Raw genomic sequence first — 16,449 nt, 5'->3', positions numbered from 1 at the left:
TAAAAGAATATCAACAAAAAATCACCATGTAAATTTCATGGTGATTTTCTTTTCTATTGATACTTTTTACACTCTCAAGAAAAACTTTCAATATTCCATTATTTATTCTTATTTATGTTTGTAAAGGCAAAAAACTCTACTAAGATAAAATTACTTACAACTGTGCATATGCTGCATTGACATTGGAGAAACTGCACCAGGATACATCGATGAATGCTGCATTGCCATTGGACTCATCATATGGAATGGATGTTTCATCATATGACATGGATGTTTCATCATATGGAATGGATGTTTCATCATATGACATGGATACTTCATCATATGGAATGGATGTTTCATCATATAACATGGCATCATATAACATGACATCATAGGCTTCATCATAGGCTGCTGCATCATTATTGGCTGTTTCACCGGCTGAACTATTGGTTGAATATTTAATTGCATTTTTGTTGGTTCCATTTTAGGTTCTATCTTTAAATGTAGTTTTATTGGTTCAGTTACTACTGATCCCATCTTAGGTTTTATATTTAATTCCATACTTTGTGCTTCTACTTTAGGTTGTACATCAAGCTCCATTTTAGTAGGCGGTATCATTGGCTGTATATTTAGTTCCATATTTTGAGGCTGCATCTTAGGTTGAATATTCAATTCCAGGTTTTGAGGCTGCATGCTAGGTTGTATATTCAATCCCATATTTTGAGGTTGCATACTAGGTTGAATATTTAATCCCATACTTTGAGGCTGCATACTAGGTTGAATATTCAATTCCAGGTTTTGAGGCTGCATGCTAGGCTGTATATTCAATCCCATATTTTGAGGTTGCATACTAGGTTGAATATTTAATCCCATACTTTGAGGCTGCATACTAGGCTGAATATTTAATTCCATATTTGCTGGTTGTATTTTGGTTTGTATGTTTAATTCTTTTGTAGGTTGTGGCATAAGCTGTGGTTTTGGTTGAGGCATAGGTTGAGGTTTTGGTTGAGGCATAGGTTGAGGTTTTGGTTGAGGCATAGGTTGAGGTTTTGGCTTAGGCATAGGCTGTGGTTGAGGCATAGGTTGAGGTTTTGGTTTAGGCATAGGCTGTGGATGAGGTATAGGTTGAGGTTTTGGTTTAGGCATAGGCTGCGGTTGAGGCATAGGTTGAGCCGGAGGTTTAATTTTTCTTTCCATTTCTGGATCATCCATTCTATACCCCATTCTATACATCATCATTGGACACATTGCAGGATACTGAAAAGGCACAAAATCTGTAAATTGATAATCTTTATTCACAATTATCCTCCTAATAAACACTACATCGATTTATTATATGCATGTTTTCTCATTATGTTCATAAAATTAAAGATTTTATTACTTTAGGCATCTTTAAAAATGCTGTATAAAAAGTGCTAATGAAAATATGAATATTTGGATAATTTTAGAATATATTAGTCATAATTAAATATAAATATAATGGAATAGGTATCGAGGGAGAGCTATAGGTGATTAGTAATTGAGAAGCTTCGCTTTTCAAACTAATATAAAAAACGTATTTTAGGAGGGGAATGTTTTGAAAAAAATACTAGCATTAATTCTTACAGCAACAATGGCTCTAGGATTGGCTGGATGCGGAGGTACAAGCTCAGATTCTAAAAAAGCGAAATTTCATATCGGTATAGTGACAGGTACGGTGGCACAATCGGAGGATGAGCTGCGTGGTGCTGAGGCATTTATCAAAGAGTATGGCGATGTAGACAAAGGTGGAATAGTAAAACATGTTACTTATCCAGATAATTTCATGCAGGAACAGGAAACAACTATAGCCCAGATTGCAGGACTTGCAGATGACCCGGATATGAAAGCTATTATCGTTAATCAGTCAGTTCCTGGCACAGTTGCAGCTTTTAAGAAGATAAGAGAAAGAAGACCGGACATACTTTTATTTGCAGGGGAACCACAGGAAGATACTAACATGGTAGAAGCTGCTTCTGATCTAGTAATAAATGCAGATAATGTAAACCGCGGTTACTTAATGATTCTCGCAGCAAAGAAGATGGGAGCAAAAACCTTTGTACACATTTCATTCCCAAGACATATGAGCATTGAGCTTTTATCTTTAAGAAAAACTATAATGGAACAAGCCTGTAAGGATTTAGGATTAAAATTTGCTTTTGAAACAGCCCCAGATCCAATGAGTGACGTTGGAATTCCAGGTGCACAGCAGTTCATACTTGAGAAGATGCCATCATGGGTACAAAAGTATGGAAAAGATACAGCTTTCTTCTGTACAAACGACGCACAAACAGAACCTCTTTTAAAGAAAGTTGCTGAGCTAGGCGCAATATTTGTAGAACCTGATCTTCCATCTCCAATAATGGGGTATCCTGGTGCATTCGGAATTGACCTCAAAGCTGAAGCTGGAAATTGGCCTGCAATACTTAAAAAGGTTGAACAAACTGTAATTTCTAAAGGTGGTAGCGGAAGAATGGGAACATGGGCTTATTCATATAACTATGCTTCCACAGAGGCACTTGCTGAATTTGCTAAGAGAATAATTGAAGGAAAAGCACAGAAAGATTCCTTTAAAGATTTAATGGCTTGTTATGAAAAATCCACCCCAGGAGCATCATGGAACGGTTCATACTATATAGATAGAGCAACTGGAACAGAAAAGAAAAATCATATTATGCTATATCAAGACACATATGTGTTTGGAAAGGGTTACTTAGGTCAAACAAAAGAAGTAGTTCCTGATAAATATAAAAATATAAAATAACAATGACAATATAAAAAGAGATTAAAATATAGGGTTCCTAGCTTAAAATTTTATTTAGGAACCCTATGTCTATAAAATATGGATATATCGATTCGCATGATAAGAGGTGAAATAATTGTCAAATGAGAGCTTATTGTTAAAGGTAGAAGGTGTCAGCAAACAATTTGAAGGTAACAAGGTATTAAAAGACATTAATTTTTCGTTAGAAAAAGGTAAAATACTGGCTTTAGTAGGGGAAAACGGTGCAGGTAAATCAACACTTATGAAAATACTTTTTGGAATGACTGTAATTGCGGAAACAGGAGGGTATGAAGGACAAATATACTTAGATGGTGAAAAGATAAATTTCAAAAATCCTATTGATGCTTTAAAAGCAGGAATTGGAATGGTACACCAGGAGTTTTCTCTTATACCTGGTTTTACAACAACAGAGAATATACTATTAAATATGGAAAAAACTAAATCTAACGTAATATCAAAGGTACTTGGGAAAAGACTTGAAACTGTTGATATGAAGGAAATGAGAAAAAGTGCTCAAAAGGCAATTGAAACCCTAGGTGTCCAGCTTAATCCTGATACACTAGTTTCAGAAATGCCAGTGGGACATAAGCAGTTTATTGAAATTGCACGTGAGATTGACAGAGAAAAGGTTAAAATACTTATATTAGACGAACCTACAGCAGTTTTGACTGAATCAGAAGCAGAGATACTCTTAAAATCCATAAGAAGACTTGCAGACCTCGGTGTTTCTATAATATTCATTTCACACAGATTGCACGAGGTTACATCAGCCTGTGATTCACTTGTAGTATTAAGGGATGGTGTAGTTGTAGTTGAAAGACCTGTTGAAGGTGTAAGTGTGAGACAGATTGCTGAATGGATGGTAGGAAGAGATGTTGATAATAAAAAATCTGAAGAAATAAAATTTGTTGATGCTACTGATAATAATAAAGATATAATACTAGAAGTAAAAAATCTTTGGGTTGATATGCCAGGAGAAACAGTAAAGAATGTATCATTTAGCGTAAAAAGAGGTGAAATTTTTGGAGTAGGTGGACTAGCTGGACAAGGTAAACTTGGAATACCAAATGGAATACTGGGTTTGTTTGCAGCTGATGGAGAAGTTATTTTTAATAATAAGTCACTGCCGCTAAATTCAACCTTTAACGCATTAAAAAGCGGATTGGCATTTGTATCAGAGGATCGCAGAGGTGTAGGTCTTTTACTAGATGAGCCTATTGATTGGAACATTGCTTTTGATGCAATGCAGATTCAAGAGAAATTTCTTAAGAGGTTTTTAGGTGGATTAATTAAATGGCGTGATGACAAGGCAATGAAGGAATGCGCACAAAAGTACATTAAGTCTTTAGAAATAAAATGTACTAGTGAGAAGCAGCATACTAGACAGCTTTCTGGCGGGAATCAACAGAAGGTATGTCTTGCTAAGGCCTTTGCACTTGAGCCAAGCCTTCTATTTGTATCCGAGCCTACTAGAGGTATAGATGTTGGAGCAAAAAAGCTAGTACTTGACTCTCTAAGACGATATAATGCAGAAAACAATACCACAATTGTAATGGTATCATCTGAGCTTGAGGAATTAAAGTCTATATGTAATAGAATTGCCATTGTAAGTGAGGGGAAGGTATCGGGAATTCTATCTCCTAATGCTGAAGCGGCAGATTTTGGATTGCTTATGTCAGGTGAACATCATTTGATTGAAGAAGGTGAAAAGCTATGAATAGGATTAAAGATTTTATAAAGAATTTTGGATGGCCACGTATTATCATTGGATTATTTTTAGTATCATTGTTTATTGCAGCACCGTTTTTTGGTGTCAAAGAGGATATGTCCTTAAATGATGTTATAGTTCGTTTTGGAATGAATGCAATACTTGTTTTAGCTATGGTACCTATGATACAGTCTGGATGCGGCTTGAATTTTGGAATCCCTGTAGGATTGGTTGCAGGGCTTTTAGGTGCAGTAATGAGTTTAGAATTTAAATTAACAGGTATGATTGGAATACTAGTGGCTTTTGGAATTGCTATAGTTGCAGCAGTGATTTTAGGATATGGATATGGTAAACTTTTAAATAAAGTCAAGGGAGACGAAATGATTATTGCTACATATGTAGGTTATTCTTTCGTATTTTTTATGAATATGTTATGGGTAGTACTTCCTTTCAAAAATCCCGCAAGTGTACTGGGATTTAAAGGAGAAGGTCTTCGTGTAACAATAAGTGTTCAGGAATACTGGTTTCACCAGATCAGTGATTTTTTAAAAATAAAAATAACGAATAATTTTATAATTCCAACAGGGATGATATTGTTCTTTATTTTTATGAGTTTATTAGTATGGGGGTTTTTTAGGACCAAAATAGGTACTGCAATAACTGCCGTTGGTTCTAACCCGGAATTTGCAAGGGCTGCAGGCATAGATGTAGATAAAATGAGAACAGTATCAGTTGTTCTTTCTACTGTACTTGCAGCTATAGGAATGATAGTTTATCAACAGAGCTTTGGCTTTATACAAATGTATAATGCTCCACTTGCCTTTGTATTTCCTTCTGTAGCTGCTATACTCCTTGGAGGGGCTTCTGTAAATAAAGCGTCTATTGCCAATGTCGTTATTGGAACTATATTGTTCCAAGGTATACTTACAATGACTCCTTCAGTAATCAACAGCGCAATCAGCATAGATGTTTCTGAAATTTTAAGAATTATTGTATCAAATGGGATGATAGTATATGCCCTTACTAGGAAAGCGAGGTAGAAACATGAAGCTTGATAATCAATCTATGAAAAAGTTTTTGACCAGCAGCGCTGTTCCAATTCTATTTATATTAATAAGCGCAGTGGCTATACCTATTTCAAAATTTACAGGTATATATCTGATTAGAGAGATAGTTACACGTCTTTCAAGAGACTCATTCCTTGTATTAGCACTTTTGCTGCCTGTAATGGCCGGGATGGGTATTAACTTTGGAATGGTTCTAGGTGCAATGGCAGGACAAATAGGTCTAATATTCATAACTGACTGGGGTATTAAAGGGGCTGCAGGACTTGTATTAGCAATGATAATCGGAACGCCTATTGCAATACTTTTAGGGTATTTCGGTGGTGTTGTTTTAAACAGAGCAAAGGGGCGTGAAATGATTACCTCAATGATGCTTGGTTTTTTTATTGCTGGTATATATCAATTTTTCCTCTTATATTTATGTGGATCAATAATACCAATCAAAAGTCCCACTTTGCTGCTTTCAAGAGGCTACGGTATTAGAAATGCTATAAATTTAGATGCTACAGGTGGATTTGACAAGCTGCTCTTAATTAATATAGGAGGAGTACCTATACCTGTAGGAACATTCCTAATAATTGCTTTAATATGTATATTCACAATGTGGTTTAGAAAGACTAAGCTTGGACAGGAGATGAGAGCTGTAGGACAGGATATGACTGTGTCAGAAACAGCAGGTATAAAGGTAGAAAAAACTCGTATACAATCAATCATAATTTCTACTGTTATTGCTTGTTATGGTCAAGTTATATATTTACAGAATATAGGTACTCTAAATACCTATAATGGATCAGATCAGGCAGCATTGTTCGCAGCTGCGGCACTACTTGTAGGTGGTGCTACAGTAAGTAAAGCTTCCATACCAAATGCCATTATTGGTACTGGTTTATTCCATCTAATGTTTGTTGTTATGCCAATGGCAGGCAAAAACCTGACAGGACAGGCGATGATAGGTGAATACTTTAGAATGTTTGTATCTTATGGTGTTGTTACCTTGGCATTAGTACTTCATGCATGGAAGAGGCAAAAGGATAAAGAAATGGATAGAGCTTACCTTAGAGCAGGAAATGGTAGAAATGTGGCTAAGTAATAGAACACTATAAAAATAATATGACATATTATTTTTTAGAGGACAGAGGACAATTGACAGAGGACAGTGAAGGAGGATTTTTCTCCGCTATACTATGAAAAATCTTTAATTTAAAAGAAACTCCTGCTCTTTTGTTTCGCAGGAGTACACTCTGTGTAAGCGATGTTTTGCATTAGCAAAACAAGCCTAAAAAAATAAATTAGTTTTCTGACGTAAGGAAGAAAACTCACCTTCACTGTCCTCTGTCAATTGTCCTCTAATAAAAATTTTGTCTCGCAAAATTTTTATATTCCGAATTGCAGGGTTTCTAACTTTTATCCTAGATTTCCTATATTAAGTTCTTCCTTTAAAATTAGTACCGCACTTTTTACAAGTAACTATAATTTCACCTTAAACCTATAAATTTCTTTATTAATAATTATAAGAAAATTATCGAAGGCATACAATTCTTGGTGTCTTTTATATTTATTTTTTGAAATACTTGTTTAGCTTAAATTACAATTAATTGAATTTAAGCTAAATTTAAAACAAAATTTCAAAAGCTTGCATTATCAAAATTATAGTTGTATAATATGGTATACAATACTATTAAATGAGTTATGCGATTATGTATGGAAATTACAAAAGGAGTAAGATAGTATGATTGAAGAATTGAACAAAAAAATCTCGGATGTAAAAGAAAAATTGAGAACAAAGCAAAAATTTGAGAGTGCATTGGAGCAAACAAGAGAGGCACTAAAAAAACAGGAAATTAGAAAAAATGAGCTTTATAATATTCTAAATAATGAAGAGAAGGATGTTAAGAATCTTGAGTCTTTAAGTATCATGGGATTGTTCTATTCTATACTTGGAAGTAAGGAGCAGCAAATTGAAAAGGAGAGACAGGAGTATCTTGCTGCGAAGCTAAATTATGATGAGTGCTGTAGTACGATTAGCATACTGGAAAGAGAGTTATGTTCTTACGAGGAGGAATTAAAGAAATATTCAACTTTAAATTTAGAATATCAGTCTTTAATGAAACAGAAAGAAAGACTAATCCTAATTGATAACAGTATTGTTTCTCATAAATTGATAAGTCTTATGGACAAAGAGTCAGATTTACGACTAGGTATTGGAGAAGTTAGAGAAGCAATTAAGGCTGGAGAAAATGCTCAAGATGCATTAAAAAATGTTTTAAAATCACTTGAGAGTGCACAGGGATGGGGACAATGGGACATTGTGGGAGGGGGATTTTTAGCTACTACAGCAAAGCATTCCAAAATAGATGAAGCTAAAGACTACCTATATTATGCACAGGAACTATTAAGGATATTTAAAAGAGAACTTTCTGATGTAGATTTACCCAATAATATTGAGATAAATATAGGCTCTTTTGAAACTTTTGCAGATTATTTCTTTGATGGTCTAATATCAGATTGGATTGTTCAATCAAAAATAAAAGATTCCTTAGGCAAAGTTTATATTATATATGATAATGTGAAAGATATCATTAATAAATTGGATATAAAGCATAATGATTTAGTAAAAGAATTAACTTTAACAGGAGAAAAAATAAAATTATTTATTGAAAAAGCTAATTAATTATATTATGAATGTAAATTTGCTGAAGAATTATATAGTGTATTTTTGAAAGATATATAGTCAATAGTGAGTATAAAACAAATACTAATAAGAAAATAAGCTAGAATTTAGTTTTTAGTATCAAAATTCTAGCTTATTTCAGGGATTTTCATGGTGTTATATTTCAGGAAGCAATTTATTGAGTGCCTTATCAATATTTATATTATTTGTAGTATTAAGCCACTTTTTTGAAATTACCACACACATGTCTGCAGCTGCTAGCTTTGCTCTTTAAGTAAGTATAAATTATTTGAGCTTCATCGATGTCTTCTTTTCCAATCTTTATCGGGTTTTTTAGAGATTTATCATTAAAGTAAGTTAAAATAATGGATTTTAAAGTAGATTTTAATTCTTCTAAATTAAAGCTCTCTAGGTCATACTTTTTACTAAAAAGAACTTTATTTCCTTTAATAAGAAAAAACTTAAAGGTAGTATCACTTAGGTACTCAAGTAAAGCAATACTTTTATTGTCCTCCGTAAACTTTATAACTTTTACACTACCTAGCAGATAGTTTACTGCGCTTATATAATCCCTATATTTAGCAGCATTCTCAAAATCAAATTTCTCCGATGCAACGGTCATCTTATGCTCCATTTCTTGAAGAATGCTTTTATCAGTTCCATTGAGCAGCAGTATTATTTTATTTATTGTATCAATATACTGTTTTCGGGGAGCACCCTCCGAACACATACCAATACATAAGCCTAAAGAATAATTTAAACAAGAGGAAGCTTTTCGTGAGCTATTGTTGCAGAGTATTTTACAACACTCTCTCATACCATTGAGAGCTCTTAGGACTGTATTTTTGCTGGTGTATGGTCCAAAATAAAGATTTCCATCATCTTTATCAGCTTCGTTGGAAATTTCAATATCGGGACATTGTTCACTGATTTTAATTTTTATATAAGAATAAGACTTTGGACTTTTCATTAGTTTGTTGTATATAGGTTTTATTTCTTTTATCATTTTGCATTCTAGCATAAAAGCTTCAAACTCAGTATCGGTAAGTTTATATTCAAAGTCTTTTATATTTTTAACTAATTTCACAACCTTTGGAGAATGTGACTTTGAGTTTTGAAAATAGGATCCAACTCTACTTTTAAGGTTCTTTGATTTTCCAACATAAATAATACTGTCAAGAGAGTCCTTCATCATATACACACCTGGTAAAGAAGGAAGTTCTTTGACTTTTGCTTTTAAATCCACAATATCTCCTCCAAATTTAATCTTTAGCAGTTAAGTTATTAATCCATTTTTTAGATAGAATTCTTGGTATACAAAACATAAGCTTTACTACTTCTTCTAGGTATACCAAAACATAAACAAAGTGAATTGGCAGTTTAAAAACTAATCCACCGAGAAAGGCAAGGGGTACACCTATAAGCCAAACACCACCAGTATCTAAGGCTAAGCAAAATTTAGTATCTCCGCCGCTTCTGAAAATTCCAATTACACTAACATAATTAATGACTTTTGCAATTAAGAATATGGAGAATACCATTAAAATGTTATGAGAATAATTATATACCGTTGGTGACACTTTATATACTGAAAGAGTCCATCCAGAAGTAAAAAACACTATTAAACCAGCCAAAATTGCAAGGATAGGACATAGTACTATAAATCTTTTAGCTAATAGATAAGCCTCATCTTCATTACCTTCACCTATTTTATTTCCTATCATAACAGCACAGGCATTTCCTAGTCCCATAAATATTACCCAAGTGATTCTCTCAATGGTAGCTGAAATATTAGTTGAAGCTATTACTTCAGTACCCATTCTTGCATAAACAATGGCATACATACTAACTCCTAGTGACCACATAGATTCATTTAAAATTACGGGAGCAGTGATTTTAAAGAAGTTCTTTACAAAATCAATAGATAGGTCTAACATTTCTCTAACTTTTGCAGCGATAATAAGTTTTTGAGAGTATACAACAGTAATCATAAGTATCATTTCAATAGTTCTAGCAATAAGAGTAGCTATGGCTGATCCATTAGTTCCTAGCTTAGGCATACCAAAGTAACCATAAACAAGTAAATAATTAAGTATCGTATTTATTGCCAATGCAATAACACTTATTAACATAGGAATTTTAACTTGTCCTATGCTTCTTAAAGTAAAGGAATAGGAAAAAGTAATAGCAGTAATAACATAGCTAAAGACTATTATTCTTAAATACTCACTTCCTATTGATATAACTACTTTATCAGTTGAAAAAATGCTTATAATTTGATTATTAAAGAAAAAACCTACTATAAAAAATACAAATGCAGCAGTTCCACTGGTTAAGATAGAAATACCTAATACTCTTTTAATATTTGGTATATCATTATCACCATAATATTGAGCAGTAAATATAGAACTACCACTAACTACTCCAAATAAAACTAAATTTAATAAAAAGAAGTATTGATTAGCAATGCCTACTCCGGCTATGGCATACTCTCCAAGACCACCTATTATGATCGTATCTACAAGATTAAGGGAAGAAAGTATTAAATTCTGAAGTGCAATTGGCAATGCAAGCTTAAACAAAGTTTTTAAAAATTTTTTATCATTGAATAAGGATGTTAAACTCATTATGACCTCCATTGGTTAATCCTTTTCAGATTTTTCATTTAACTATTATAGTATAATACGACTAAACTAACAATAGATAAGGTAGTATTATACTAAAGTAATCAATATTAATATAATACTACCTAAAATATTTGGCGAAATTGCAAATATTATAATATGTCGTTTAATAGAAAATATTGACTTATAATAAATTTGAAAAAAACAAAAGTAGATGTTATAATATGAAATCAAAGGAAAATAATTACTGCGTAACTAATGTTACTATGTAATACAAAGACTTTTAAAATGCATATCTTTAAATTCAGAATTTTTTATCAAAAATCTCGAAAATAAATCAATTATCTCATTACACTTGGTATTTCTCACTTCAGTAATCTTATAGTATAATTCTAAAATGAACTTTACCAATATTTAATAAAAAGGGTGGGGTTAGTTATGATTAACACTAAAATTATAGGGAGAAATAAGATACTAATTAATTTAGAAGCTTTTAAGAATATAACATTAGCCATTGTATTAATAATAACTGCAGTATGTATAAGTTTTAAGAATTATTTGCTATTTCATACTCTTATTGAGATTGCCAGTGTTACTTCTGCCTTTATTATATCTATAATTGCTATAAACACCTATAAGATATCATATAACAGTTATTTTACTTTTTTAGGAGTGGCATTTGCATTTGTTGGGGGCTTTAATTTATTACATGCATTGGCATATAAAGGCATGGGAATATTTCAAGACGGTACATCAAATTTAGCAACACAATTATGGATTATCACAAAGTTTATAGAAAGTACATCTATATTAGTGTCATTTAATCTATTAGAAAAAAAATTAAAAGAAAAAACTATATTATTAATTTATTTTATAGTGTCCGTACTTTTATTAATGTCAATATTTTCATGGGGTGTATTTCCTGTATGTTATATAGAGAGCAGTGGGTTAACTGTATTTAAAAAAATAAGTGAATATATTATAGTAGGTATTTTAATCCTTTCGATTCTTACTTTAATTAAAAAAAATAAGATGTTTCATAGAAGTGTATATATTTATATGATATTTTCTTTAGTAACAATGATTATCTCAGAAATAAGTTTTACACTATATTTAAATGTATTTAGAATATCTAATATGGTTGGCCATATTTTACATGCAGTATCTTTTTATCTTATGTATAAGGCAATTAGCGGGACAAGTCTTCAGCGTCCATATAATCTTTTATTCTATGAATTAACTCAAGCCAATAATGAATTAAAGCTAAAGGCTCAGGAATTAGAAAAATCCAATGAAAAACTAAAAGCAGAAATAAGAGAGCGTAAAATTACGGAAAATAAACTTATAGCAAGTGAAAAAAGATATAAAAATCTTGTAGAAACCTTACCGGATGCTATATTTGTTCATGTAGACGGAAAAATAATACTTGTAAATGATGAAGCAAAAAAACTTTTGGGGGCACCAGATTCTAATAATATCATAGGCAAAATGATATCGGATTTTGTACACAAGGACTATCATGAATTGCTCTATAATAGATTAGATAAGCTAAAAGAGGATTCTAGTACGGTGCCAATAGTCGAAGAAAAATTTGTTAAATTTAATGGACAAACTGTAGATGTTGAAATTACAAGTACATCTTCTGTGAGAAGAGGAAAAAATGTTGTCGTTAGTGTTGTAAGAGATATAACTGAACGCAGATTATTAAATGAAGCAATAGAGTATGATAAATTGAAAGGTGAGTTTTTCGCAAATATATCACATGAATTTAGAACTCCTTTAAATGTTATATATGCAACACTTCAATTTATGGAACTATATGTTGCCCAAAATGCATCAGGTAAAATAAGAGAAACGTTGGAGAAAAATGCTAAAGCGATAAAACAAAATTGTTATAGATTAATTAGATTACTTGGCAATCTACTTGATATCACAAAGATGGACTCAGGGTTTTTTAAATTAAGGCTTAATAACCATAACATTGTAAATGTGGTTGAAGAAATAACTTTGTCTGTTGCTCAATATATAGAGACTAAAAGAGTTAAATTAATATTTGACACAAATGTAGAGGAAAAAACAATGGCCTGTGATGCAGAAAAAATGGAAAGAATTATGCTTAATCTTCTTTCAAATGCAGTTAAGTTTACAAATCCAGGAGATGAAATATTAGTATCAGTAGAAGATAGAGGAGAAAGTATTATTATATCGGTTAAGGATACGGGAATTGGAATACCTAAGCATAAGCTTGAATTTATATTTGATAGACTTAGGCAAGTGGACAAATCGTTAACAAGAAACAATGAGGGAAGTGGTATAGGTCTTTCTATTGTAAAAGCTCTTGTCAATATGCACGATGGAGAAATTACTGTAAGTAGTGAATATGGAAAAGGCAGTGAATTTAAGATGGAGTTTCCTGTAAGAATATTTACTGCTAAGAATGATACTCTTGAAGTTGCAGTAGATAGCAACAGTATAGATCAATTAAGCGTAGAATTTTCTGATATATATTTTGATAATTAGATTGCTCAGAATATAGTATTATTTTTTGAAGATGCCTTAGCTAAAAATAAAGGATATTTCTCATAACTGCAGAATATAGAACATAAGCAGACATACAAAATCTCTGATTTTGATATGGTCGGTTAAGTAGCGAACCCAAATCTTAAGCAGATATTCCCAATCTATGATTTGGAGATAGTCACTTACTCAGCGGGTACTCATTCGACGATAGGGGAAGGAGTTTCATATATTATATATTTGCCTATTTTCTGATTGCAGTTAATGTTAGCTGCAATTAGAAAATGAAGGAGGAGAAAATGAACAAAAGTAAAATAATAATGCCAATAGTGTTAACGCTTTTAATGACAGGAATGTTGGGAAGCAGCGTAAATGCAGAAACTACAATGAAAAGATTAGCTGGACAAACTCGCTATGATACTTGTCAAGAAATTTCAAAGAGCGGTTGGACCACTTCAGAAAATGTTATTATAGCAAATGGTGAAAATTATCCGGATGCATTAGGAGCAGCAGCTTTATCGAATAAATATAATGCACCTATATTGCTAGTTCAGGGTAACTCGCTAAAAGACAACCCTATATTAGTAAGTGAGTTAAAGAGGCTAAAAGCTAAAAATATAACAATACTAGGTGGAACTGGTGTAGTTTCTCAAAGTATTGAAGATTCATTAAGAAAAAGTGGTTACAATTTGCAAAGATTAGCTGGAGAAGATAGATATGCGACATCTATTAAAATTGCAGAAAAGCTGGGAAATGTAAGTGAGGTTATCATATCAAATAGTGAAGACTTTGCAGGTTCATTATCCGTAGCCCCGATATCCGGCAAAAATGGCATTCCTATAATATTAGTTTCTAAAGATAAAGTGTCCAGTGTAGTGCAAACTTATCTTAAAAAACAAAATATAAAAACTACATATGTATTAGGGGATAAAACAGTAATAACAGATGAAGTAGCTAGCAAGTTTCCTAATAATAAAAGGATATCTGGTAATACACGTTATTCTTTAAATAAAAACATTATAGATAATTTTAAATTAAGTATGGATTTTAACACTGTTTATATAACATCTGGAGAAGGTTTTGCAGATGCATTGAGTGGCATAGGATTGGCTGTTAAAAGTGGTAATCCAATAATATTTGCCAGCAATTCTAGTAATAGTGATATGAAACAGCTGTTAGCTGGGAAATCTATTAATAATAATATAATACTAGGTGGAGAAGGTGTACTACCTATAAAAGTAGTTAATAGTTTGCTTCAGCAATCTCAAGGAGTTAATGATAATAAAAATAAGCCTATTCCTATAGCTGATAGACGAGCGTTTCTTATTGGTGATGACGAAAAAAATGGAAGTTTTGCTAAAGTTGACGGCAACTGGCAGTATACAAGCAAAGAGGCAAAACAAAAAAATATAGAAGTTGTCACTGTTAAGGTATGGAATTATGTAGATAACAATGATAGAAGCAAAGGAAAGCGTACTGTAACTAAAACCATTCAAGTTAATAAAAAAATATCAGAGGATGTAAAACAAATTTTTGATGAAATATATAATCTTCCAGAGCAATTTCCAATTAAGGATGTCGGTGGATTTAGGGACAAGGATCCTTGCATTAACCACCCTGCTGGTGCTGCCATTGATATAAATCCAGATGAAAATTATTTCATTCAATTAGAAAAAGATGGGACAGTAAAGCAACAAGTAGGGAAGTATTATAATCCTTATAAAGATCCATATTCAATTACACCAGAGGTTGTTAAAGTATTTCAGAAATATGGTTGGGACTGGGGAGGTAATTTCCCAAACTCAAAAGATTATATGCACTTTAGCTACTTAGGAGGCTAAGAAGCTAAAAGTATAGGGTTACTAGGCCGAAAGTTAACTTATACGCCGGTATATGTTTCCAAGCTTCAGCACGTTAAGCAGAGAGCCAAAATCTATGATTTTGTGCGAATCGCTTACTCCTCTGACGGAAAGAAGAGGAGTTTCATATAACATTAAGCCGCTGTGCTCAGTCGGACCAACTTATCAATTACCATTGATAAGTCGCTCGTGAAAAGCCATTTAGGCTCTTCACAACCTCTAAAGTTCTAAGGTTCTCTTAAAACCCTTCACTAAGACTGGCACAAAGTTTTTAAATCTACTTCAGCTTTGGAAACATATCCCTCTGTATAAGTCAACTTTCTAGTTAGTTTCTCTATCATTTTTCACTCTAAATTCTTAAATTTCAACTAAAAAGTATTTATCTTAAATTTAAATATTACCAATATATCTTAATCTATAAGTTAACCTTGGATTCAGAAAACATATATTAGAGATTTGATATTAAGTACTTTCTCAAAAGAGAGTATTTTGTTATTTCCCTTTTTCTAAATTTAAGGGTAGAGTAAATAGATCTGATTCAATTTTTTTAATTATGCTATCTATATCATTTCTAAAATCATCTTCTATAATTAGGTCAGCCTTTTCAATTACTTCACTGGCGGATTTTTTAATGACGCCATTCTTTGTGTTATTTAACATTATAAAGCTTCCAGGCAGAACGACTTTGCGAAGACTATTGGATTCACAAATTATTAAGGTGTCTGGAGGAACCGTTGACATAAAAAATTTAATAGCATCATAAATATCACTACGTAAGGATTTAAGCCAAAATACTTTTTCCGCACCTGCAGCTAACAGTAGAGAAGTGTCTTTGTTGGCATTTTTATTGGTTTCTTCTATGAGTTCAAAGTTTCCGCTTATATGAGAACAAGCACCGCAGCCTTCTCCACCTCTTTGACATTTTCCGTTTTTTTCTTGAAGTGAAGTTATTTTTAGTGCAATGATAGAAGATTTATTTTTCCATTTATTAATCATTTCAACAGCTAGAGTAGTTTTGCCGCTATTACGGCCTGATGAACCAATTAAAATCATTTGAGGAATACTCAATAATTTACTTTCCATATAAAATCACATCCTTGTAATTTTCATTGTATAATAATGTTTTTGATATATCAAGGACTAGCTTATTTTATATAGAATTAATCTAAGAATACCTAAACTTTTATAACAGGATACGAACAACTTTGATACAGAACTATT

General features: G+C 32.2%; 11 protein-coding genes. 7 read left to right on the top strand and 4 right to left on the bottom strand.

Features of this window, described 5'->3' with window-relative positions; all coding sequences use genetic code 11:
- Positions 1-150: 150 nt before the first annotated feature.
- Positions 151-1,281: a hypothetical protein gene (locus tag I6U51_RS06875; protein WP_211141934.1), complete on the bottom strand. Its 1,131-nt coding sequence runs from the start codon at positions 1,279-1,281 to the stop codon at positions 151-153.
- A gap of 277 nt (positions 1,282-1,558) precedes the next feature.
- Here I6U51_RS06875 and I6U51_RS06870 point away from each other — a divergent pair, with 277 nt between their 5' ends.
- The 5 genes from I6U51_RS06870 to I6U51_RS06850 all read left to right on the top strand — a co-directional run bounded on the left by I6U51_RS06870 (position 1,559) and on the right by I6U51_RS06850 (position 8,228).
- Positions 1,559-2,764 carry a DUF3798 domain-containing protein gene (locus tag I6U51_RS06870; RefSeq protein WP_343069559.1) on the top strand — a complete coding sequence of 402 codons (1,206 nt, stop codon included), beginning with the start codon at positions 1,559-1,561 and terminating at the stop codon, positions 2,762-2,764.
- A gap of 115 nt (positions 2,765-2,879) precedes the next feature.
- Entirely contained in the window at positions 2,880-4,502 is a 1,623-nt protein-coding gene (locus I6U51_RS06865; RefSeq protein ID WP_211141933.1) for a sugar ABC transporter ATP-binding protein, read from the top strand.
- A complete protein-coding gene (locus I6U51_RS06860) occupies positions 4,499-5,533 on the top strand; it encodes an ABC transporter permease subunit (protein ID WP_211141932.1) in 1,035 nt (344 codons plus the stop codon). Before I6U51_RS06865 ends, I6U51_RS06860 begins: the two co-directional genes overlap by 4 nt.
- 4 nt (positions 5,534-5,537) lie before the next feature.
- On the top strand, positions 5,538-6,647 hold the full coding sequence (locus I6U51_RS06855) for an ABC transporter permease subunit (RefSeq protein ID WP_211141931.1): 1,110 nt from the start codon (positions 5,538-5,540) through the stop codon (positions 6,645-6,647).
- Between the two features lie 639 nt (positions 6,648-7,286).
- Entirely contained in the window at positions 7,287-8,228 is a 942-nt protein-coding gene (locus tag I6U51_RS06850) for an AAA family ATPase (protein ID WP_211141930.1), read from the top strand.
- 214 nt (positions 8,229-8,442) lie between these two features.
- On the opposite strand, the gene I6U51_RS06845 is transcribed toward I6U51_RS06850, so the two are convergent.
- Both I6U51_RS06845 and I6U51_RS06840 read right to left on the bottom strand, forming a co-directional pair.
- Complete coding sequence (locus tag I6U51_RS06845; RefSeq protein ID WP_343069557.1) at positions 8,443-9,474, bottom strand: GIY-YIG nuclease family protein; 1,032 nt, start codon at positions 9,472-9,474, stop codon at positions 8,443-8,445.
- A 16-nt stretch (positions 9,475-9,490) separates the two neighbouring features.
- Positions 9,491-10,855 (bottom strand): MATE family efflux transporter, encoded by a 1,365-nt coding sequence (locus I6U51_RS06840; protein WP_211141929.1) that lies wholly within the window; start codon positions 10,853-10,855, stop codon positions 9,491-9,493.
- A gap of 435 nt (positions 10,856-11,290) precedes the next feature.
- On the opposite strand from I6U51_RS06840, the gene I6U51_RS06835 reads away from it, so the two are divergent.
- A complete protein-coding gene (locus tag I6U51_RS06835; protein ID WP_211141928.1) occupies positions 11,291-13,372 on the top strand; it encodes an MASE3 domain-containing sensor histidine kinase in 2,082 nt (693 codons plus the stop codon).
- 296 nt (positions 13,373-13,668) lie between these two features.
- Entirely contained in the window at positions 13,669-15,210 is a 1,542-nt protein-coding gene (locus I6U51_RS06830) for a cell wall-binding repeat-containing protein (protein ID WP_211141927.1), read from the top strand.
- Between the two features lie 510 nt (positions 15,211-15,720).
- Here I6U51_RS06830 and I6U51_RS06825 read toward each other — a convergent pair.
- Entirely contained in the window at positions 15,721-16,311 is a 591-nt protein-coding gene (locus tag I6U51_RS06825; protein WP_211141926.1) for a hypothetical protein, read from the bottom strand.
- Positions 16,312-16,449: the final 138 nt, after the last annotated feature.

It is taken from the genome of Clostridium aciditolerans (assembly GCF_016316925.1).
Lineage (GTDB): Bacteria > Bacillota > Clostridia > Clostridiales > Clostridiaceae > Clostridium_AM > Clostridium_AM aciditolerans.
Note: the sequence above shows the minus strand (reverse complement) of the source record. Positions and strands in the feature narration are given on the sequence as shown.